Origin of the sequence: Halomonas organivorans (assembly GCF_014192055.1) — a bacterium.
GTDB classification, from domain to species: domain Bacteria; phylum Pseudomonadota; class Gammaproteobacteria; order Pseudomonadales; family Halomonadaceae; genus Halomonas; species Halomonas organivorans.
The window spans coordinates 186214-205369 of record NZ_JACHXM010000006.1 but is presented as its reverse complement, the minus strand read 5'-3'; the positions used below and the strand labels follow the sequence as shown (position 1 = coordinate 205369).

The following is a 19156-nucleotide window of genomic DNA, read 5'->3' as shown; positions in this document are numbered from 1 at the left end:
CTTCCAGCTTCCAGCTTCCAGCTTCCAGCTTCCAGCTTCCAGCTTCCAGCTTCCAGCTTCCAGCTTCCAGCTTCCAGCTTCCAGCTTCCAGCTTATGCTCATCGACGCCCACTGCCATCTCGATTTCCCCGACTTCGATGCCGATCGCGAGGCGGTGCTGGCGCGTGCTCGGGCGGCGGGCGTCGGCCATTTCGTGGTGCCGGGCACCACGCGACGGCGCTGGCCGGAGGTGCTGGCGCTGGGCGAGCGGGACGAGGTCAGCGTGTGCCTGGGGCTGCATCCCTACTTCATGGGCGATCATCGCGAGGGCGACGTCGAGGCCCTGGCGGCGGCGCTGGATCGTCATCCCGAGGCGGTGGCGGTAGGCGAGTGCGGTATCGATGCGCGCTTCGACGATACCCTGGATGCCCAGTGGTCGCTGTTCGATGCCCAGGTGCGGCTTGCCAAGGCCAGGGGGCTGCCGTTGGTGATCCACTGCGTGCGCGCCAACGATCGGCTTGCCAAGCGGCTGCGTCAGCTGGCGCCGGAGGCCGGCGGGTTGATCCACGCCTTCGCCGGTTCGCCGCAGCAGGCGAAGGCGTTTCTCGATCTCGGTTTCGTGGTCGGTCTCGGCGGTGCCTTGACCCACGAGCGGGCGAAGCGCCTGCAGCGCGCCGTGACGGCGCTGCCCGACGATGGCTACGTGCTGGAGACCGATAGCCCCGACATGCCGCTCGCCGGCCATCAGGGAGAGCGCAACGAGCCGGCCAGGGTGTCGGAGGTGTGCCGTAAGGTGGCCGAGCTGCGCGGCCAGCCTCCCGAGCGGGTGGCGGCCGACAGCACCGCCAACGCTCGACGGCTGTTCGGCCTGCCCCAAGGTGACAAGCGGGAGGATGACAGCGGCGTCAACGGCTCGACAGCTGATTGACCTCGGCGAGTCGACCGTTCCAGATCATCTCGTAATGGCGGGTCTGGACGAGCTCGCGTACCCGGCGCGGCGTCATCAGGCCCCAGCAGGTGGCGCCCGGACGACGCACCGACGGGAAGCGGATGCCGCTGTCGCCCGCCTCGTGGATGGCCCTGCCCAGTGCCCGGGAAGCCGTGTAGTCGCTCGGTGCCAGCAGGGAGTCGTCGGTGGGCAGGCTCAGGGCGTCGCGTACGCCTTGCTCATCGAAGTGCCCACGCAGCCCGCGAAAGGTGAAGCGCTCGTAGTGGAGTTGCGGCACGTTCTGCCAGTAGCACTGCTGGTGGTGGCGGACTTCCTCGATGGCGGTGGTCAGGCTGTCGGCCAGGTACAGGACCCCGAAGCTGCCGTCGCCGAATCGTGATCCCGCCGGGTTCACGTGGGTGAAGGGGGCGGTGGCATAGGCGCAGCCCGGGATCCCGAAGGGGATCTCATCTCGAGCGATCAGGCCCAGGTCGCCGGCCTCGACCAGCAGGCGAGGGTTGGTCATGGCCTGCAGGGCATACAGCGCTTCGAACTCGGCCTCGTCGGCGACGTCGTCGAACAGGTGGATCGGTGGAAACTTGCTGTTGACGAGGCGGTAGCCGGTCACGTCCCGCTCGGGGAGACGGGGGAAGGAGGCCAGGTTCACCAGCCACTCCCGCGCAGCGCATCGATATGCTTGAAGGTCTCGTAGAGGGCCGCGAAGTTGCCGCTGCCGAGGATCTCCAGCGGTGCTCGGCCGGCGAAGAAGGCGTTGTGATTGGCCATGCCCATGAAGCCGTAGAGGTTCTCGGGGTTGTCGAAGACGATCCGCAGCGCCGCGTGGATGTTGAGGACATAGCTGATGCGCGCCAGCTGGTCGCGGTCGAGCTTGATGGTCTCGAGGCTGCCGTTGCGTGCCCGGGCGCAGGTGCTGTGCGAGATCCGCAGGATGGCCTCGACCTGATCGCCGCTGGCGCCCCAGCGATCGAGAATGCGCACCGCGGTCTTGAGGCCGGTGGCAGCGGCGAGCTTGTCGTCGGCCAGGGACTGGGAATGGAGCATGGGTGCGCGCCTCGATCCTTTGCTGCATGTCTTGTATCTACAAATACTAGGATTCAAGAAATGTATTTGCAAATACAGGCGAGGCGCGACCCGGTCAGGTCGCGGCGGCCAGGCTTTCGGGATCCAGTCTCTCGAGCGGGTAGGGCAGCTGCAGGCGCTTGAACTGCTGGCCGTCGACGTCGAGCGGCTCGGCGGCTTCCCGGGTGCTCAGCACCGCCAGTACCTCGGCCTGGCCGTAGGCGTCGAGCGCGGCGCTGAGTACCTCGCCAAGCCCCTTGCCGTTGGCGTCCTTCACGGCGCTGCCGAGGGCCGGCAGCCGTTCTCCCTCGAGCTGGCCACGCACCAGGCGCTTCTTGACCTGGCCACGGAAGTGGGCGCGGGCGACGACCTCCTGGCCGGTGTAGCAGCCTTTCTTGAAGCTGATGCCGCCCAGTGCCTCCCAGTTGAGCATCTGCGGCAGGTAGGCATCGGCCTGGTCGGCGTTCAGCCAGGTCAGCCCGGCCTGGATGTCGTGCAGGCGCCACACCGCATTGTCGACGGGCGTGGCCTGGTCGCTGAGTTGCTGCCAGGTCTCTTCGGCGCGTTCGGTGGGCAGGCAGGCCAGCAGCCGGGGGCGCGGCCCGGGATGGGCCAGCACCTGGACATCGTCGGCGTTGGCCTGGTGCCAGGCCGTGGGGGGCAGGACGTCGAGGCGCGCTTCTGCCACCGCCGGTGCCTCGCGGCCGATCAGCCCGATCAGCGCCAGGTCGTCACGGAGCTGCAGCTCGGCCTTGTAGAACGGCGCAAACTTCTTGAGATGATCGTGCAGCCGGACGACCAGGCTGCGGTGCATCAGCAGCCGGTAGTGTCCCTCGGCGACACGCCATAGCTGGGCGTTGGCCAGGACCCGCCCCTTGGGCGTGCAGAAGCAGGTCAGGGGCGCGAAGTGGCCGTCGGCCAGCGACACCTGGGCGCTGGTCTGGCCCTGCAGGAAGCGTTCGGCGTCGTCGCCGCTGACATCGAGGATGCCCAGATGCACCAGCGGGGTCATCACGGTGGCGTCCATGGCGAGACGGGCCGGTGTGGGGGTGTCGAAGACGATGCGTTCCTCGTCTTCCTGGCGGCCGCCGAGGCGAGCGAGCCAATCGATCATGTGCACAATTCCTCGTCTGTCCGTGAGCCTGATGGTATCCGAGATGCGGGCGCCGGGGCGGCAATGCAACCGCTGCCGGGGCAGTCTGTCGCTCGTGACCCCGGGTCGCCGGGATGGCCGGGCGGCTCGCGACGAACGGCCAAACCCGACAGACCTCCTGGGCGGCATGCTAGACTCGGGCCATTCGCCTTCAACCGATCGGGAGCCGTCGCATGGCCCAGCAGAGTCTTACGTTCAAGGGCGTCGAGAACGCCGACCAGGTCAACCGCATCACCACGGCCCTGATGATGCTCGACGGCGTCGAGAGTGTCGAGGTCGGGCGTCACGGCGCCGAGGTCGACGGCCGTGCGCGCCGCGAGGCGCTGATCCAGGCCATTCGCAAGCTGGGCCTCGGCATCGAGGTGTCGTGATGAAGCCGCCTATCCGCATCACCAGCCAGCGCGATCGCGTGTTTCGCCAGCGTGTCGAGCTGGAGGGCGCCGAAGACCTGTTCGTCGACGTGCCCGAGGCGTTCGGCGGCGAGGGCAGCGCCCCCGATCCCCATGACTACTTCGACCTGTCGCTGGGTGCCTGCAAGGCGATCACCGCACAGATGTACGCGCGGCGCAAGGAGTGGCCGCTCGAGGGCGTCGAGGTGGTGGTCAATCGCGATGAACGCGACGAGCGCCGCGGCGTCTATCGACTGGAGGTGGCCATGCGCTTTCTCGGCGAGCTCGACGACGCCCAGCGCGCGCGGCTCGAGGAAATCAGCGACATGTGCCCCATCCACCGGCTGATGACCACGGCAACGGTGGAGATCACCACCCGACAGCAGGACTAGGTTCTGCACGAACACTGTCCGCGCTCGCCGACTTTTCGCACAACACTAGGCCCAGGGCATCGTTCCACGATCAGGAGACCCGATGAGCAAGGCATTCCGACTCGAGTCCAAGTACCGGCCAGCCGGCGACCAGCCCACGGCCATCCAGGGCCTGGTGAGCGGGATCGAGTCCGGGCTCGCCCACCAGACGCTGCTCGGCGTCACCGGTTCGGGCAAGACCTACACCATGGCCAACGTGGTCGAGCGCCTGCAGCGCCCGACCATCGTGATGGCGCCCAACAAGACGCTGGCGGCCCAGCTCTACGGCGAGTTCAAGTCGTTCTTCCCCGACAATGCCGTGGAATACTTCGTCTCGTACTACGACTACTACCAGCCCGAGGCCTATGTGCCGTCCTCGGACACCTTCATCGAGAAGGACGCCTCGATCAACGACCACATCGAGCAGATGCGCCTGTCGGCGACCAAGGCGCTGCTGGAGCGCCGCGATGCGCTGATCGTGGTGTCGGTGTCGGCGATCTACGGCCTCGGCGATCCCGACCAGTACCTGAAGATGCGCCTGCACTTCAATCGTGGCGAGCTGATCGACCAGCGGGCCTTCCTGCGTCGCCTTGCGGAGCTGCAGTACACCCGCAACGACCTGGACTTCAAGCGCGGCACCTACCGGGTGCGCGGCGACGTGATCGACATCTTCCCGGCCGACGCCGAGGACGAGGCGGTGCGGGTGGAGCTGTTCGACGACGAGATCGACGGCATCAGCCTGTTCGACCCGCTGACCGGCGAGGTGCGCGGCAAGGTGCCGCGCATGACCATCTACCCGAAGTCGCACTATGTCACGCCCCGCGAGACCATCATGGGCGCCATCGACGGCATCAAGGAGGAGTTGGCCGAGCGGCTGGCCTGGATGCGCCAGCACGACAAGCTGGTGGAGGCCCAGCGCCTGGAGCAGCGCTCGCTCTACGACATCGAGATGATGCTCGAGCTTGGCTACTGCAACGGCATCGAGAACTACTCCCGCTATCTCTCGGGCCGCAAGCCGGGCGAGCCGCCGCCCACCTTCTTCGACTACCTGCCCGCCGACGCGCTGCTGTTCATCGACGAGTCCCACGTCAGCGTTCCCCAGGTGGGCGGCATGTACAAGGGCGACCGCTCGCGCAAGGAGACCCTGGTCGAGTACGGCTTCCGGCTGCCCTCGGCGCTGGACAACCGGCCGATGAAGTTCGAGGAGTGGGAGCGCATCTCCCCGCAGACGATCTTCGTCTCGGCCACGCCGGGACCCTATGAGGCAGAACACGCCGGCCAGGTGGTGGAACAGGTGGTGCGGCCCACCGGGCTGCTCGACCCCGAGCTCGAGGTGCGTCCGGCGTCCACCCAGGTCGACGACCTGCTGTCCGAGATTCGCGAGCGCGCCGCCGTCGAGGAACGGGTGCTGGTCACCACCCTGACCAAGCGCATGGCCGAGGACCTGACCGAGTACCTCGACGAGCATGACGTGCGGGTGCGCTACCTGCACTCCGACATCGATACCGTGGAGCGGGTCGAGATCATCCGCGACCTGCGTCTCGGCAAGTTCGACGTGCTGGTGGGCATCAACCTGTTGCGCGAGGGGCTCGACATCCCCGAGGTCTCGCTGGTGGCGATCCTCGATGCCGACAAGGAAGGCTTCCTGCGCAACGAGCGCTCGCTGATCCAGACCATCGGCAGGGCGGCGCGCAACGCCCACGGCAAGGCCGTGCTCTACGCCGATCGTGTTACCGACTCCATGCGTCGCGCCATCGACGAAACCGAACGGCGCCGCGCCAAGCAGATGGCGCATAACGAGGCACACGGCATCGTGCCGGAGACGGTGCATCGTTCGGTGGCCGATATCCTCGAGTCCGCCCAGGCGCCGGGTCGCAAGGGCAAGGGGCGCAACAGCGAGCGCAAGGTGGCCGAGGGGGCTGCGCTCTACGATCCGAGCGATCTGGGGCCGGCGGAACTGGCCAAGGAGATCACCCGTCTCGAGGACGCCATGTCCGAAGCCGCCCAGAACCTGGAGTTCGAGGAGGCCGCGCGGCTGCGTGATCGGCTGCTGGAGCTGAAGGAGCGCCAGCTCGCAGTGGGCTAGGTGCGCTTGAATCCGGCTGCGCTCGTCGACGTTCAGGCATCGCCCGGTGGGTATGGAATGTGTCGTAAGGAGGGAGCATGCCGGAAGGACCCGAGATTCGTCGTGCCGCCGATGCGCTGCACGACCACCTGAGCGGGCGTCGCCTGGACGACGCCTGGTTCGCCTTTCCCGAGCTGGCGGACCAGGCCGGCTCGCTGATCGGCCGCGAGGTGAGGGCGGTCGACAGCTGGGGCAAGGCGCTGCTGACCCGCTTCGACGATGGGCGAGTGCTGTATTCCCACAATCAGCTCTACGGCGTGTGGAAGCTTCACGACGCCGAGCGCGAGCCGGACACCCAGCGTTCGCTGCGCGTGCGCCTGGCTGCCGGGGATCGCATGGCGAGCCTCTACAGCGCCTCGGACGTGTCGCTGTGGGAAGCAGGGCGACTGCACGAGCATCCGTTCCTGTCGCGGCTGGGGCCCGACCTGCTGACCCACGAGGTGACGGTCGACACCATCGTCGAGCGCCTGATGGATCCGCGCTGGCGCGGGCGTCGCCTGGGCGGTCTGCTGCTGGACCAGTCCCTGGTCGCGGGGCTGGGTAACTACCTGCGCTCGGAGATCCTGTTCTTCGCCGCGCTCTCGCATCGGACCAGGCCGGTCGACCTGACGGACGATCAGCGTCGGCAACTGGCCGAGCAGGTGCTCGCCCTGACGCAGCGCTCCTACGAGACCGGCGGGGTAACCAACCGCGACGACTGGGCCGCCGCCGACAGGCGCGAGGGCCGCAGTCGCAAGCGCTGGCGCTTCGCCGCCTTCGAGCGCGAAGGGCTGCCGTGCCACCGCTGCCAGGCGTTGATCGAGAAGCTCAGCGTGGCCTCGCGGCGACTGTATCGCTGCCCGTCCTGCCAGCCGGACTGAGCCGCCGCCGGTTTCCTCTTCGGTAGGAATTTATACCGTTATCTCTCATTTTCCTTGCTCCGCTAACTGCTGTGGCGCTGCCGGAAGAAGGCAAGTGCGGTATAATTTCGCTCCGTTCGAGCCCGCCACCGGCCGACGGCCGACCAGAAGCGGGCGTGTCGACCCACCAATGGAGCGTCTTGCCCATGACCGTGATCCGCCAGGATGACCTCATCCAGAGCGTCGCCGATGCCCTTCAGTACATCTCCTACTACCATCCCAAGGACTTCATCGACGCCATGGCGGCGGCCTACGAGCGCGAGGAGAACCCCGCGGCCAAGGACGCCATCGCCCAGATCCTGATCAACTCGCGGATGTGCGCCACCGGCCATCGGCCGATCTGCCAGGACACCGGCATCGTCACCGTCTTCGTGCACGTCGGCATGAACGTGCGCTTCGAGACCGAGATGAGCCTGGACGACATGATCAACGAGGGCGTGCGCCGGGCCTACCAGCTGCCCGACAACGTGCTGCGCGCCTCGGTGCTGGCCGACCCGGACGGCAAGCGCGCCAACACCAAGGACAACACGCCGGCGGTGATCCACCACAAGCTGGTGCCCGGCGATACCGTGGAAGTGCACGTGGCGGCGAAGGGCGGCGGCAGCGAGGCCAAGTCCAAGTTCGCCATGCTCAACCCCTCCGACAGCGTGGTCGACTGGGTGCTCGAGCAGCTGCCCAGGATGGGCGCCGGCTGGTGTCCGCCCGGGATGCTCGGCATCGGCATCGGCGGTACCGCCGAGAAGGCCATGGAGCTCGCCAAGGAGTCGCTGCTCGACCCGATCGACATCCAGGACCTGCAGGCCCGCGGAGCGTCCAATCGCGCCGAGGAACTGCGCCTGGAGCTCTACGACAAGGTCAACAAGACCGGCATCGGCGCCCAGGGCCTCGGTGGCCTGACCACGGTGCTGGACATCAAGGTCAAGGACTACCCGACCCACGCCGCCAACAAGCCGGTGGCGATCATCCCCAACTGCGCGGCCACCCGTCACGCCCACTTCACCCTGGACGGCAGCGGGGCCGCGGCCCTGCCGGCGCCCAAGCTGGAGGACTGGCCGGAGATCACCCGCGAGGTGGGCGACAACGTCAAGCGCGTCAACCTGGACGAAATCACCCCGGAAGAGGTGCAGAGCTGGCAGCCCGGCGACACCCTGCTGCTCAACGGCAAGCTGCTGACCGGCCGCGATGCCGCCCACAAGCGCATGGTCGACATGCTGGCCAAGGGCGAGAGCCTGCCCGTCGACTTGAAGGGCCGCTTCATCTACTACGTGGGCCCGGTGGATCCGGTGCGTGACGAGGTGGTCGGCCCGGCCGGTCCCACCACGGCGACGCGCATGGACAAGTTCACCCGCACCATGCTCGAGCAGACCGGCCTGCAGGGCATGGTCGGCAAGGCCGAGCGGGGTGAGGCAGCCATCGAGGCGATCCGTGACAACAAGGCGGTCTACCTGATGGCGGTGGGCGGCTCCGCCTACCTGGTGGCGCAGGCCATCAAGCAGGCCCGCGTGGTCGGCTTCGAGGACCTGGGCATGGAAGCCATCTACGAGTTCGAGGTGGAAGACATGCCGGTCACCGTGGCCGTGGACAGCGCCGGCACCTCGGTGCACCAGACCGGCCCGGCGAAGTGGAAGGAGATCATCGCCGAGCGCGCCTGACCCGAGCGCTCCGATCGGTGTCGACGGCCCTGCCATCTGGCGGGGCCGTCGTCGTTATGGGTAAGCTAGGACGCGCATTCCGCTCATCTCGTCCCACGGAAAGGGAGTGACCATGACGTCCTGGCTGTTTGGCCTGCTGCTCTTGATGTTCCATGTGCTCGGCATGCTGTCGGCGGTGCAGGCGCTGATGTCGGCGCGTACCTCCCAGGGGGCCATCGCCTGGATCCTGTCATTGGTGACCGTGCCGTACCTGGCGGTGCCGGCCTACTGGGTATTCGGCCGGCCGCGCTTCTATGGCTATGTCTCGGCGCGGGGCGAGCGCGATACCGTGCTGCGGCGCGTGCTGGCCGGCTATCGTGACCGCATCGCGCCTTACCTGGCGGGGGCGAAGGAAGCCGACGTGCGCGCCGTGGAGCAGTTGGCGATGATGCCGTTGACCAGCGGCAATCGCGTCGAGCTGCTGGTGGATGGCCATGCCACCTTCGACAGCCTGTTCGCCGGTCTCGACGCTGCCGAGGATTACATCCTCATCCAGTTCTTCATCGTGCGCGACGATGCCCTGGGCGCCAAGCTGCGCGAACGCCTCAAGGCCGCTGCCCAGCGCGGCGTGCGCGTGCGTTTCCTGTACGACGAGATCGGCTGCCATGCGCTGCCGGATCGCTACCTGCGTGATCTGCGTGAAGCGGACATCGAGGTCAGCGCCTTCCATTCGTCGCGCGGGCTGCGACATCGCTTCCAGCTCAATTTCCGCAACCACCGCAAGATCGTGGTGGTCGACGGGCGCGAGGGCTGGGTCGGTGGTCACAACGTGGGCGTCGAGTACCTGGGCGAGCATCCGCGCCATGGGCACTGGCGCGATACCCACCTCAAGCTTGCCGGGCCCAGCGTGCTGGGCCTTCAGGAAGCCTTCTGGGAGGACTGGCACTGGGCCACCGGCGAGGTGATCCGCCTGGACTGGGTGCCGGTGGTGACCTGCGAGGAGTGTCAGAACGTGGTGATCGTGCCGTCGGGACCGGCAGATCCCCAGGAAACCGCCAGCCTGCTGGTGCAGCATGCCATCCATAGTGCCCGGGAGCGGCTGTGGATCACCAGCCCTTACTTCGTGCCGGATCACAGCGTGCAGGATGCGCTGCGCCTGGCGGCCATGCGCGGGGTGGACGTGCGCATCATGATGCCCGAGAGGCCGGACCACCTGCTGGTGTTCCTGTCGGCGTTCTCCTTCCTGCCGGACATGCTGCGTGCCGGTGTTCAGGTATATCGTTACCAGCCGGGCTTCCTTCACCAGAAAGTGATCCTGATCGACGAGGCCGCGGCCTGTGTCGGTACGGTCAATCTCGACAACCGTTCGTTCCGCCTCAACTTCGAGGTCACCGCCTTCGTGGCGGATCGTGGCTTTGCGGCCGAGGTAGGGGAGATGCTGGAGCGGGATTTCGCCAAGTGTCGCCGTGTTTCCCTGGCGGAGATTCGCGCTCGGCCGCTGTGGCGAAAGCTGGTGTCGAGGGCGGCCTACCTGTTTGCGCCGGTGCAGTGAGGTCGACGCGTAGGGTTTCTTTCACCGCTCCCTTGGGTCGCTGGGCCGGCTGGGGTAAATTACCCGCTGGCGCCCCGGGCGCAGGCGGCGAGCTGCGCGGCGGTTTGTTCTCGGCTCCAGGGCATCGAGACGGCTCGGATGCGCCGGCGGTGGCGTCCTGGGCCTTCATGCATTCGTGATCGGGAGTCGTGGTGAACCTCGAGACCAAGTGGCTGGAAGACTTCGTCGCCCTGGCCAATACCCGCAGCTTTTCTGCCTCGGCGCGTCAGCGTCACGTGACCCAGCCCGCCTTCAGCCGGCGCATCCGCTCCCTGGAGCAGGCCGTGGGCGTGACCCTCGTCGACCGCTCCACCACGCCGGTCGACCTGACTCCCGAGGGCCAGCTGTTCCTGGTCACCGCGCGTAACATGGTCGAGCAGCTCAACGAGAGCCTGGGACACCTGCGTGGCCTGTCCATTGCCAACGAGGCGCTCGACATCGTCGCCGCGCACTCGCTGGCGCTGAGCTTCTATCCGCCGTGGATCTCGCGGCTGCAGAAAGGGTTGGGCGAACTGCCCACCCGCCTGGTGGCGATGAACGTGGGCGATGCCATCCACGTGCTGCGTGAGGGTAACTGCGACCTGATGCTGGCCTACTACGATCCGTATGCCAGCATGCAGCTCGATGCCGAGGTGTTTCCCTCCTTCTCCATCGGCCAGGTCAAGATGCTGCCGGTCTGCCTGCCCGACGAGCAGGGGCGACCGCGCTTCCCGCTTGAGGGCAGCGAGTCGGTGCCCTACCTGGCGTATACCCAGGGCGCCTTCCTGGGACGCAGCGTGCGCATGCTGCTCAAGAACGATCCGCTACGCATGCGGCTGCGTACCGTCTATGAGACGGCCATGGCCGAGGGCCTCAAGGGCATGGTGCTGCAGGGGCTGGGCATGGCCTGGATTCCCGACTTCTGCATCCGCGAGGAGCTCAAGAGCGGTCGGCTGGTGCGGGCCGGCGAAGAGAAGCACGACGTGCCGCTCGAGATTCGCCTCTATCGCTGTTCGCTGGTGCACAAGCCGGGCGTCGAGAAACTGTGGCGGCAGATGATGAAGCTGCCGCGGGATTTTCTCCAGGCCTGAGAGCAGGTTGTCGCGAGGGATTACCTTTGGGGCACTGCCATCGCTATCTCCTCGGCGAGTCGGAGTCGTCGGACAGGTTTTTGTGGGAGCGCAGCTTGCTGCGCGAGAAGTTGGGGTTCTGGATGTCTGCAGGTGCCTGGCGGCGCCATTCGCCGAGGCGTCGGACCGGCTCTAAAGAGCACTCCCACGAAGGGCATTCCCGCCAGGGCTCAGTGCCACCGGACAGGTTTTCGTGGGAGCGCAGCTTGCTGCGCGAGAAGTTGGGGTTCTGGATGTCTGCAGGCGCCTGGCGGCGCCATTCGCCGATACGTCGGACCGGCTCTAAAGAGCACTCCCACGAAGGGCGCCCCTCAGCGACCCGGAGCCACCGGACAGGTTGTCGTGGGAGCGCAGCTTGCTGCGCGAGAAGTTGGGGTTCGAGTCCCTACCTCGCCGCCGCTGGGCGTCATTCGCCGAGGCGTCAAAGCGTATCTAGACACCCCCCGATCCTCACGGCCCGCTGAAGTCGGCGGGCAGGCCCAGGAAGTTCTGGATGATGAAGAAGTGGTCCTCGAACAGCGCGTCTGGCTCGAGGTCGGCGAGCGGTACCCAGCGCGCGTGATCGCCGCCCTTGACTGGCTTGAGCTGCGGCAGCTGCTGCTCCGGGCGCAGCGCAAAGTAGAACGCCTCGGCCAGGGTGCGCCCCCGCCAGCTGCGATGCGGCTCGTCGAATAGCCGCTGGCCACGCAGCGAGCCCTTGAGAACGGGTTCCGGCACCTTGAGCCTGACTCGCTCGCGCAACTCGCGCAGGCAGGCGTCGAGCAGCCGCTCCTGGGGGCTGATGAAGCCGCCTGGCAAGGCATAGAGCCCCTTGCCGGGCGCAGCGGTGCGTTTGACCAGCAGCACGTGCCCCGACTGGACCACCACGGCGCAGGCGGTGACGAACACCGGGGGGTAGGGGGCCTGGGCCCAGGCCTGACGGTACTGGTCGAGAAGGCCCTGTTCCTCCACCAGCTCTTCGAAGGCCTCGCTTTCCAGGAATCCCTTGATGCTTTTCACCACCCCGGGCGGCAGGTCGTGGGAGGCGCCGGCGCTGGCATAGTCCGCGGCGGCGATGGCCGAGCGGAACAGCCGCTCGCGGATCTGGCTGGCCGAGATGCCCTCGACCATGGGCACGCTGACCGACTCCCATTGCGGAAACAGCGACAGATAGTAGCTGGACTGCCCGCGGCTGGCGCCGATCAGGCCGATGCGGGGAAGCCGGGCCTGGCTCGGCGAAGCGATATCGCGCACCTTGCGCTGCACATCGCGTACCCAGACGTCGTTGTTGTAGAGCGCATCCAGCAGCGGCACGATTTCCAGGCGCGCGTTGTCATCCGCGTCGAAGGCGTTTCTCAGCATCCGGCGACGCTCGTCGAAGCGCCATGGGTTGCGCAGCGAGCGCGCCTGCCAGGCGGATCCCACCAGCACGATGACCTGTCGTGCTCGCTTGAGTGCCTCGTGAATGACCGCCAGGTGACCGAGATGGGGCGGCTGGAAGCGGCCGATGAAGACCAGGCAGTCGAAATCGGGGGATGATGCATCGGCGTCCGGCAACGGACACATGGCAGGGCTCCGGGCGGGAAAAACGCCCATTATGGTGAGCGCTACCGGGGCGTGCAATCCCGACCGTGCGGCGTTGGCCATGGCGCTGCATCGAGGCCTGCAGGGCTGCCATGTGTCCGGTATGCTGTGAAGCGACAAGGGAATGTGGAGGCGAGGACAGCTGCGATGTGGACAAGGATCAAGGAGACCCTGGGGTTCTGGTGGGGCGTGCTGCGCGACGCCGTCAAGCTATGGGTCGAGTGCAATGCCTTCAGCTATGCCGGCTCGCTGGCCTTCTACACGCTGTTCTCGCTGGCGCCGACGATCATCATCGCGGTCACCGTCATCGGCCTGGTGCTCGGCGAGGAGGCGGCCCAGGGGCAGATCGTCGCCCAGTTGCAGGGCACCATGGGCACCGCGGCCGCCGAGGCGATCCAGGATGCCGTGGCCCAGTCGCGCATTGAATCGTCGGGGCTGCTGCCGACGCTGCTCGGCATCGGTGCGCTGATCGTTGGTGCCACCACGGTATTCGGGCAGATGCAGTACTCGTTGAACAGCCTGTGGGGGGTCACCGCCCATCCGCGGGTCAATAGCATGCTGCTGTTGCTCAAGCAGCGGACCCTGTCGATGGCGGTGGTGCTGGCCATCGGGTTCATCCTGCTGGTGTCGTTGATGCTGGGGGTGGTGGTCAAGTCGCTGCTGCAGGCGGCGGACAACCTGCTGCCGTTCGTCGGCACGCTGACCACCGGCGTGGAGTTCCTGGTGTCGCTGGTGCTGGTGAGCGCGCTGTTCGCGACCATCTTCCGCCTGCTGCCGGACGTGGTGCTGAGCTGGCGCGACGTGCTGGTGGGCGCCGTGGTCTCCGCGGTGCTGTTCACCGTGGGGCGCAATGCCATCGCGGCGTATCTTGCCTATACGGCCACCGCTTCCACCTACGGGGCGGCAGGTTCCGTGGTATTGATCCTGCTGTGGGTCTACTACTCCTCGCTGATCCTGCTGTTCGGTGCGGCGTTCAGCAAGAGCCTGCTGTTGGCGCGGGGCCGTGAGGTGATCCCGCGCAATACGGCGGTACGCGTGCGCCATGAGCTGATCGAGGAAGACGAGACGCCCCGGCGTGGATGGCGCCGTCCGACGATGGGTCGCAAAGCCGCTGACGAGACGCCGGTGAGCGACCCTGGCGACACGGCGGCTGACGCCCGGGACGCCGCCGGTTCCGATACGACGCCGTCCGAGGATTCGGCCTCCGCCGGTGAGGAGCGCCGCGACACGCGCTGATGCGCATCGCGGCAAGGGCTTGGATCAAGGCGTGGGGCGGAAACGCTCGCGCGCCAGGTCGTCGGCCACCAGGGCCGGGCTGCGGTGCTCGCGCAGGGCCCGCTCGAAGATCGCATCCAGGGTCGTGCCGATGCCCTCGATGTGGCGCATGACATCCTCGCGCCGGTAGTCGCCGCGGCGCTGCCAGGCAATCTCGATCACGCCGCCGGCGTTGGCGACGTAGTCGGGGGTGTAGAGAATCCCGCGCTCCTCCAGCCGTTCTGCTACCTCGGGGCTGGCCAACTGGTTATTGGCTGCCCCGCACACCACGCGTGCCTTGAGGCGCTGCACGACCTGCGGCGACAGGGCCGCGCCCATGGCGCAGGGCGCGAAGACGTCAACGTCTTCGTCGACGATGGCATCCGGGGCCACGACGTCGGCGCCGAGTTCGTCGGCCAGCCGCCCCAGGGCATCGCGATCGACATCGGTCAGCACCAGGCTGGCGCCGGCATCGTGCAGCTGTCGGGCCAGGTGCGCGCCGACGTGGCCGACGCCCTGGATGGCCACTCTCAGGCCGGCGAGATCAGAGCGATCCAGCCCGTGGCGCACGGCGCTCTTCAGGGCGCAGAACACGCCGTGGGCGGTGAAGGGAGAGGGATCGCCGGAGGTGCCGTCGTGGCCGAGGCCGCCCACGTGGGCGGTGGTCTCGGCGATGATCCGCATGTCGGCCTCGCTGGAGCCGGAGTCCTCGGCGGTGATGTAGCGTCCGCCGAGCGACTCGACCAGTCGGCCCATGGCGCGCAGCATGTCGGGTGTCTTGTCGCGGCGCGGATCGGCGATGATCACCGCCTTGCCGCCTCCCAGCGGCAGGTCGGCCAGCGCCGACTTGTAGGTCATGCCGCGCGACAGCCGCAGCACGTCGGTCAAGGCGTCGGCCTCGCTGGCATAGGGGTAGATGCGCAGGCCGCCGAGTGCCGGGCCGCGGTGGGTGTCGTGGATGGCGATGATGGCGCGCAGCCCGCTCGCCTCGTCGCAGCCATGGACGACCTGCTGGTGATGATCGAATTCGGGGTGGTCGAAGACCGGCATGGGGTGTCTCCCTCGTGAGGATGATGGGGTTCGCCATGGGTGGGCGAGGGGCGACGTCGCCGTGGCTTGTGGCCGAGCGGACGCCCGTGTGACACCTTGAAGACTAGAGCATCGCCCATCGCCCGGGAAGCCTTGGCCACGGGCTGTCGGGAAGAGGGCGAGTCGGCGATTCGTGCCATGACACAGGAGGAGGACGCATGGGTGAGTACTGCATCAAGGCCCTGGTGGCCGGCAAGGTCCAGGGCGTCTGGTATCGCCGCGCCACCCAGGAGCGCGCGCAGCAGGCCGGGGTCACCGGCCACGCGCGCAATCTCGCCGATGGGCGCGTCGAGGTGCTGCTGTGCGGCCGCCGTGAGGCGGTGCATGAGGTCAGTGAATGGCTGTGGCAGGGGCCGCCCGCCGCTCGGGTCACCGACGTCGAGCTCGAGACCGTGGAGGTCCGGGTGCCGCAGGGCTTCACGACGGGCTAGCCGTGCCTCGAGTCAGCGGCACCGGTGTCCTCGATGATGGGGCGCTCCTGGCATTCGTCCCGGGTACCGGCTCCCGTCATCACTCGAGGGTTCGGGTGATCCATTCCACCACGGCGTCGCCGTCGACGCCGAGGCAGACGTCGGCCAGCGGCGTCTGTGACCAGCGCGGGGCGATGAACTCGCGCTGCTCCGGTGCGAAGAGCGTCTGGCCTTCCGCCGGGCCCTCGGTGGCCACGTTGAGGTGGCCGCGGGCGACGGTGAACAGCTCCGGACATGCCAGCCAGGCCAGGGCCAGGCTGTCATGGGGGCAGCAGCCGTCGATGCCCAGCGCGCCCTGGTAGAACCGGCGGTAGAAGTCATAGCTGCCGGCCAGCACTTCGCCCAGCGCGCCCTGGCCGGCGGCGATGCGCGCCATGTGACTCGGGGCCAGCACGCAGCGATGGGTCACGTCCAGTCCGACCAGGGTCAGCGGCCAGCCGGCGGTCAACACCCGCTGGGCGGCGTGGGGATCGTTGAAGATATTGGCCTCGGCCACCGGCGTGACGTTGCCGCCTTCCTTCACCGAACCGCCCATCACCACCACGCGCTTGACCCGCTCAATGAGGGTCGGGTCGAGCTGGAGGGCGGCGGCCAGGTTGCCGAGCGGACCCACCGCCACCAGGGTCACCTCGCCCGGACGGGCGTTCACGGTGTCGACGATGAACTGGGCGGCACTGCGCGAATCCGCCTGGCCGCTGACCGCCGGCAGGTCGATGTCGCCGAGGCCGTTGGCGCCGTGAATGTGCGCCGGGGCCGGATGGCGTGGCTTGACCATCGGCGCCGCGGCACCCTGGGCCACCGGGATCCGCTCGCCGGCGAGTTCGGCCAGCAGCAGGGCATTGTGCGTCGCGGTGCCGACGTCGACGTTGCCGAAGGTGGTGGTCATGCCCAGCAGCTCGATGTCGGGATGGCGCAGGGCGATGGCGATGGCCTGGGCGTCGTCGACGCCGGGGTCGGTATCGAAGATGATCGGCTGTGGCATGAAGGGTCCTCGTTGATGGTCAGTGGTCGTGTTTGGCTTGGCGGAGCCAGCGCTCCACCTCGGCGGCCCGGGGAATGCTCTCGGCGGCACCGTGGCGTTGCACGCCCAGCGCCGCGGCAGCCGCCGCACGGGCCAGGCAGGCAACCGGAGACTCGCCGGCCTGGACGGCGGCCAGGTAATAGCCGATGAAGGTGTCGCCGGCGCCGGTGGTGTCCACGGCGGTCACCGGCAGGGGCGGCTGGAAGTGGCGTGTCTGGCCGTGCTGGTACCAGGCGCCGTCGCCGCCCAGGGTCAGCACCGTCTCGGTGTCCGGCAGCCGCCGGGCGAGAGCGTCGAGCAGCGCCTCGGCCTCGCTGCCGGCGGGCTCGCCGGTCAGCATCTCGGCTTCGCCACGGTTGACGAACAGCAGCCGGCACGCCTCGAGGGGCAGGGCGGCGACATCGGCGGTCATCGGGGCCGGATTGAAGGCGACGTTCAGGCCCCGGTCGCGGGTGGCGTTCAGCACATGGGGCAGGGCGTTGCATTCGTTCTGTGCCAGCAGCCAATCCCCGGGCGCCGTGTCGCGGAGCCGGGCATCGAGATCGTCCTGGGTGAAGCCGTGGTTGGCGCCAGGGAAGAGCAGGATGGCGTTCTCGCCGCGGTCGTCCACCTGGATGATGGCATGGCCGCCGGGTTCGTCCACCAGGGTGATCGCCGAGACGTCGACGCCGGCCTCGAAGAGCAGGTCGCGGGCCCAGGCATCCTGGCGGCCGAGTCGCCCCCAATGGCGCACCTGGCCGCCGGCGCGGGCCATGGCCAGCGACTGGTTGGCCCCCTTGCCGCCGAGGCCGACGCGGTAGTCGCGACTGGTCAGCGTCTCGCCGGGCGCCACCAGGTGGGGAACCCGATAGAAGTGGTCGAGATTGATCGAGCCGAAGTTGTGGAGCATGCCGTCGTCCGAATAGGAGCGTGAGTCTGTGTGTATCGGCGTGAGTATCGAGGCCTACCGGGGACGGCGCAAGCCGTCAGGAAGGGTCGATACTGGTTTTATACCGTTATCTTCCTTCATGAACCCAAATACAACCTAGCCTTGCTGCCGTCGGTCAATCGCGCAGGGGGAAGGCCAGGTTCTCGGCCGTGAGCTCGACGATCCGCTGTCGCGCCTCGGGGCTGATCCAGGCGCTGTGAGGCGTGACGATCAGGTTCAGCGGTTCACCGAGCGCGTCGATCAACGGATGTCCCTGGCGAGGCGGCTCTTCGGGCAGCACATCGACGGCAAGGCCGCCCAGGCGACCGTCGCGCAATGCCTCGAGGGCCGCAATCTCGTCGATCACGCCGCCCCGCGCGCAGTTGACCAGCAGTGCTTCGGGTTTCAAGCGCGCGAGCAGGGCCTCGCCGACCAGATGATGGGTGGCCTCGGTCAGCGGGCAATGCAGGCTGATGGCATCGGCCGTGGGGGCGAGTTCGGCGAGCGTGGGACGAGTGTCGTGCTCGGCGCCCGGGCGTGCGGCGAAGACCACGTCCATGCCGAACGCGCCGGCGAGCTGGCCGACGCGAGTGCCGAGCTCTCCCTGGCCGACGATCACCAGCCGCTTGCCCTCGAGCTGAAGGGTGGTGTGGTCCATCAGGCAGAAGAAGGCGCTCTTGCCCCATCGGCCGTCGGCTACGTCGCGCTGGTAACGGGGCAGGCGGCCGGCCAGTGACAGCATCATCATCAGGGTATGCTGGGCGACGCTCGCCGTGCCGTAGGCGCTGACATTGCGCACCGCGATGCCTCGCCGCTCGGCTTCCTCCATGGCGATGTTGTTGGTGCCGGTGGCGAGCACGCAGATCAGCTTGAGGTCGGGCAGGGCGGCGAGGGATTGCGCATCCAGCACCACCTTGTTGACGATGGCGACATCGGCGCCTTCGAGTCGTGCCACGGCCTCGTCGCGTTCGGTGAAGTCGTGAACGTCGAGCCGGGTCACCCCGGCGCGGATCGGCGACAGGTCGATGTCGGGGCCGAGGCTGGCGGCGTCGAGGATCACGGCATGCATGGTGGGCTTCCTTGTCGGTGGTGGTGCTCGGTCGGGGCTGGGCCTGAGGCCCGTCGGCAGGCTATAATATCGGGCTTTCGCGGCAGGCTTGGAATATCGGCCGCCCGACCCTATATCGCAGAACGCACCGCGACCGAGCGAGGTTGCGGCGTCGCATTGCCCCTTGGGACGTCGTTACCGGGAGACCCAAACCATGCCCATCTACGAATACGAGTGCAAGGCCTGCGGCCATCGCCTGGAAAAACTGCAGAAGGTGAGCGCCGAGCCGTTGACCGACTGCCCTGCCTGCGAGCAGGCCGAGCTCGATCGGCTGATCTCCGCGGCGGGTTTCCGTCTGGCCGGCGGCGGCTGGTACGAGACCGATTTCAAGACCGGTAGCAAGAAGAACCTCGCCGGAGGCGGCGAGACGTCGTCCGGGTCGTCGAGCAAGGACGGGGCGGCGGCCTGACCGCGTCCGCCGCCCTGCAGCCTGTCGGGCTTGATCGATCG

19 protein-coding genes are annotated in these 19156 nt (G+C 67.7%); 11 read left to right on the top strand and 8 right to left on the bottom strand.

Annotated elements, in window-relative coordinates:
• Positions 1-94 precede the first annotated feature (94 nt).
• On the top strand, positions 95-907 hold the full coding sequence (locus tag FHR96_RS09130) for a TatD family hydrolase (protein ID WP_183387369.1): 813 nt from the start codon (positions 95-97) through the stop codon (positions 905-907).
• Here FHR96_RS09130 and FHR96_RS22445 read toward each other — a convergent pair.
• From FHR96_RS22445 to ygfZ, 3 genes are all read right to left on the bottom strand, one after another.
• On the bottom strand, positions 885-1574 hold the full coding sequence (locus FHR96_RS22445; protein WP_343066358.1) for an RES family NAD+ phosphorylase: 690 nt from the start codon (positions 1572-1574) through the stop codon (positions 885-887). The genes FHR96_RS09130 and FHR96_RS22445 overlap by 23 nt on opposite strands.
• Positions 1571-1969 (bottom strand): antitoxin Xre-like helix-turn-helix domain-containing protein, encoded by a 399-nt coding sequence (locus tag FHR96_RS22440; RefSeq protein ID WP_246392868.1) that lies wholly within the window; start codon positions 1967-1969, stop codon positions 1571-1573. The genes FHR96_RS22445 and FHR96_RS22440 overlap by 4 nt, the downstream gene beginning before the upstream one ends.
• Positions 1970-2063: 94 nt before the next feature.
• Complete coding sequence (gene ygfZ / locus FHR96_RS09120) at positions 2064-3101, bottom strand: CAF17-like 4Fe-4S cluster assembly/insertion protein YgfZ (protein ID WP_183387353.1); 1038 nt, start codon at positions 3099-3101, stop codon at positions 2064-2066.
• 212 nt (positions 3102-3313) lie between these two features.
• Between ygfZ and FHR96_RS09115 the strand changes: the two genes are divergently transcribed.
• The 7 genes from FHR96_RS09115 (at position 3314) to FHR96_RS09085 (ending at position 11255) form a co-directional block, all read left to right on the top strand.
• A complete protein-coding gene (locus tag FHR96_RS09115) occupies positions 3314-3511 on the top strand; it encodes a hypothetical protein (RefSeq protein WP_183387352.1) in 198 nt (65 codons plus the stop codon).
• On the top strand, positions 3511-3921 hold the full coding sequence (locus FHR96_RS09110; RefSeq protein ID WP_183387351.1) for an OsmC family protein: 411 nt from the start codon (positions 3511-3513) through the stop codon (positions 3919-3921). Before FHR96_RS09115 ends, FHR96_RS09110 begins: the two co-directional genes overlap by 1 nt.
• 82 nt (positions 3922-4003) lie before the next feature.
• Positions 4004-6025 (top strand): excinuclease ABC subunit UvrB, encoded by a 2022-nt coding sequence (gene uvrB / locus FHR96_RS09105; protein WP_183387350.1) that lies wholly within the window; start codon positions 4004-4006, stop codon positions 6023-6025.
• Positions 6026-6102: 77 nt separating this feature from the next.
• Positions 6103-6924, top strand: a complete 822-nt coding sequence (gene nei / locus FHR96_RS09100) for an endonuclease VIII (protein ID WP_183387349.1) — start codon at positions 6103-6105, stop codon at positions 6922-6924.
• 185 nt (positions 6925-7109) lie between these two features.
• The gene (locus FHR96_RS09095; RefSeq protein ID WP_183387348.1) at positions 7110-8615 is read left to right on the top strand and encodes a fumarate hydratase; all 1506 of its coding nucleotides are present in this window, start codon (positions 7110-7112) and stop codon (positions 8613-8615) included.
• Positions 8616-8727: 112 nt separating this feature from the next.
• Positions 8728-10146, top strand: coding sequence for a cardiolipin synthase (gene cls / locus FHR96_RS09090; RefSeq protein ID WP_183387347.1), 1419 nt, complete (start codon positions 8728-8730; stop codon positions 10144-10146).
• Between the two features lie 191 nt (positions 10147-10337).
• On the top strand, positions 10338-11255 hold the full coding sequence (locus tag FHR96_RS09085) for a LysR substrate-binding domain-containing protein (RefSeq protein ID WP_183387346.1): 918 nt from the start codon (positions 10338-10340) through the stop codon (positions 11253-11255).
• Between the two features lie 489 nt (positions 11256-11744).
• Here FHR96_RS09085 and FHR96_RS09080 read toward each other — a convergent pair whose 3' ends face one another.
• Entirely contained in the window at positions 11745-12839 is a 1095-nt protein-coding gene (locus FHR96_RS09080; protein ID WP_183387345.1) for a bifunctional nicotinamide-nucleotide adenylyltransferase/Nudix hydroxylase, read from the bottom strand.
• 165 nt (positions 12840-13004) lie between these two features.
• Here FHR96_RS09080 and FHR96_RS09075 point away from each other — a divergent pair, with 165 nt between their 5' ends.
• Complete coding sequence (locus tag FHR96_RS09075) at positions 13005-14093, top strand: YhjD/YihY/BrkB family envelope integrity protein (RefSeq protein ID WP_183387344.1); 1089 nt, start codon at positions 13005-13007, stop codon at positions 14091-14093.
• 24 nt (positions 14094-14117) lie between these two features.
• Here FHR96_RS09075 and FHR96_RS09070 read toward each other — a convergent pair whose 3' ends face one another.
• Positions 14118-15161: a Glu/Leu/Phe/Val family dehydrogenase gene (locus FHR96_RS09070; RefSeq protein WP_183387343.1), complete on the bottom strand. Its 1044-nt coding sequence runs from the start codon at positions 15159-15161 to the stop codon at positions 14118-14120.
• Positions 15162-15358: 197 nt separating this feature from the next.
• Here FHR96_RS09070 and FHR96_RS09065 point away from each other — a divergent pair, with 197 nt between their 5' ends.
• Positions 15359-15631 (top strand): acylphosphatase, encoded by a 273-nt coding sequence (locus tag FHR96_RS09065; RefSeq protein WP_183387342.1) that lies wholly within the window; start codon positions 15359-15361, stop codon positions 15629-15631.
• A gap of 79 nt (positions 15632-15710) precedes the next feature.
• Here FHR96_RS09065 and FHR96_RS09060 read toward each other — a convergent pair whose 3' ends face one another.
• From FHR96_RS09060 to FHR96_RS09050, 3 genes are all read right to left on the bottom strand, one after another.
• The gene (locus tag FHR96_RS09060) at positions 15711-16652 is read right to left on the bottom strand and encodes a nucleoside hydrolase (RefSeq protein ID WP_183387341.1); all 942 of its coding nucleotides are present in this window, start codon (positions 16650-16652) and stop codon (positions 15711-15713) included.
• A 19-nt stretch (positions 16653-16671) separates the two neighbouring features.
• Positions 16672-17580 (bottom strand): ribokinase, encoded by a 909-nt coding sequence (locus FHR96_RS09055; RefSeq protein WP_183387340.1) that lies wholly within the window; start codon positions 17578-17580, stop codon positions 16672-16674.
• 154 nt (positions 17581-17734) lie between these two features.
• Positions 17735-18667, bottom strand: a complete 933-nt coding sequence (locus FHR96_RS09050) for a D-2-hydroxyacid dehydrogenase (RefSeq protein ID WP_183387339.1) — start codon at positions 18665-18667, stop codon at positions 17735-17737.
• Between the two features lie 193 nt (positions 18668-18860).
• Here FHR96_RS09050 and FHR96_RS09045 point away from each other — a divergent pair, with 193 nt between their 5' ends.
• Positions 18861-19115 carry an FmdB family zinc ribbon protein gene (locus tag FHR96_RS09045; RefSeq protein ID WP_183387338.1) on the top strand — a complete coding sequence of 85 codons (255 nt, stop codon included), beginning with the start codon at positions 18861-18863 and terminating at the stop codon, positions 19113-19115.
• Positions 19116-19156: the final 41 nt, after the last annotated feature.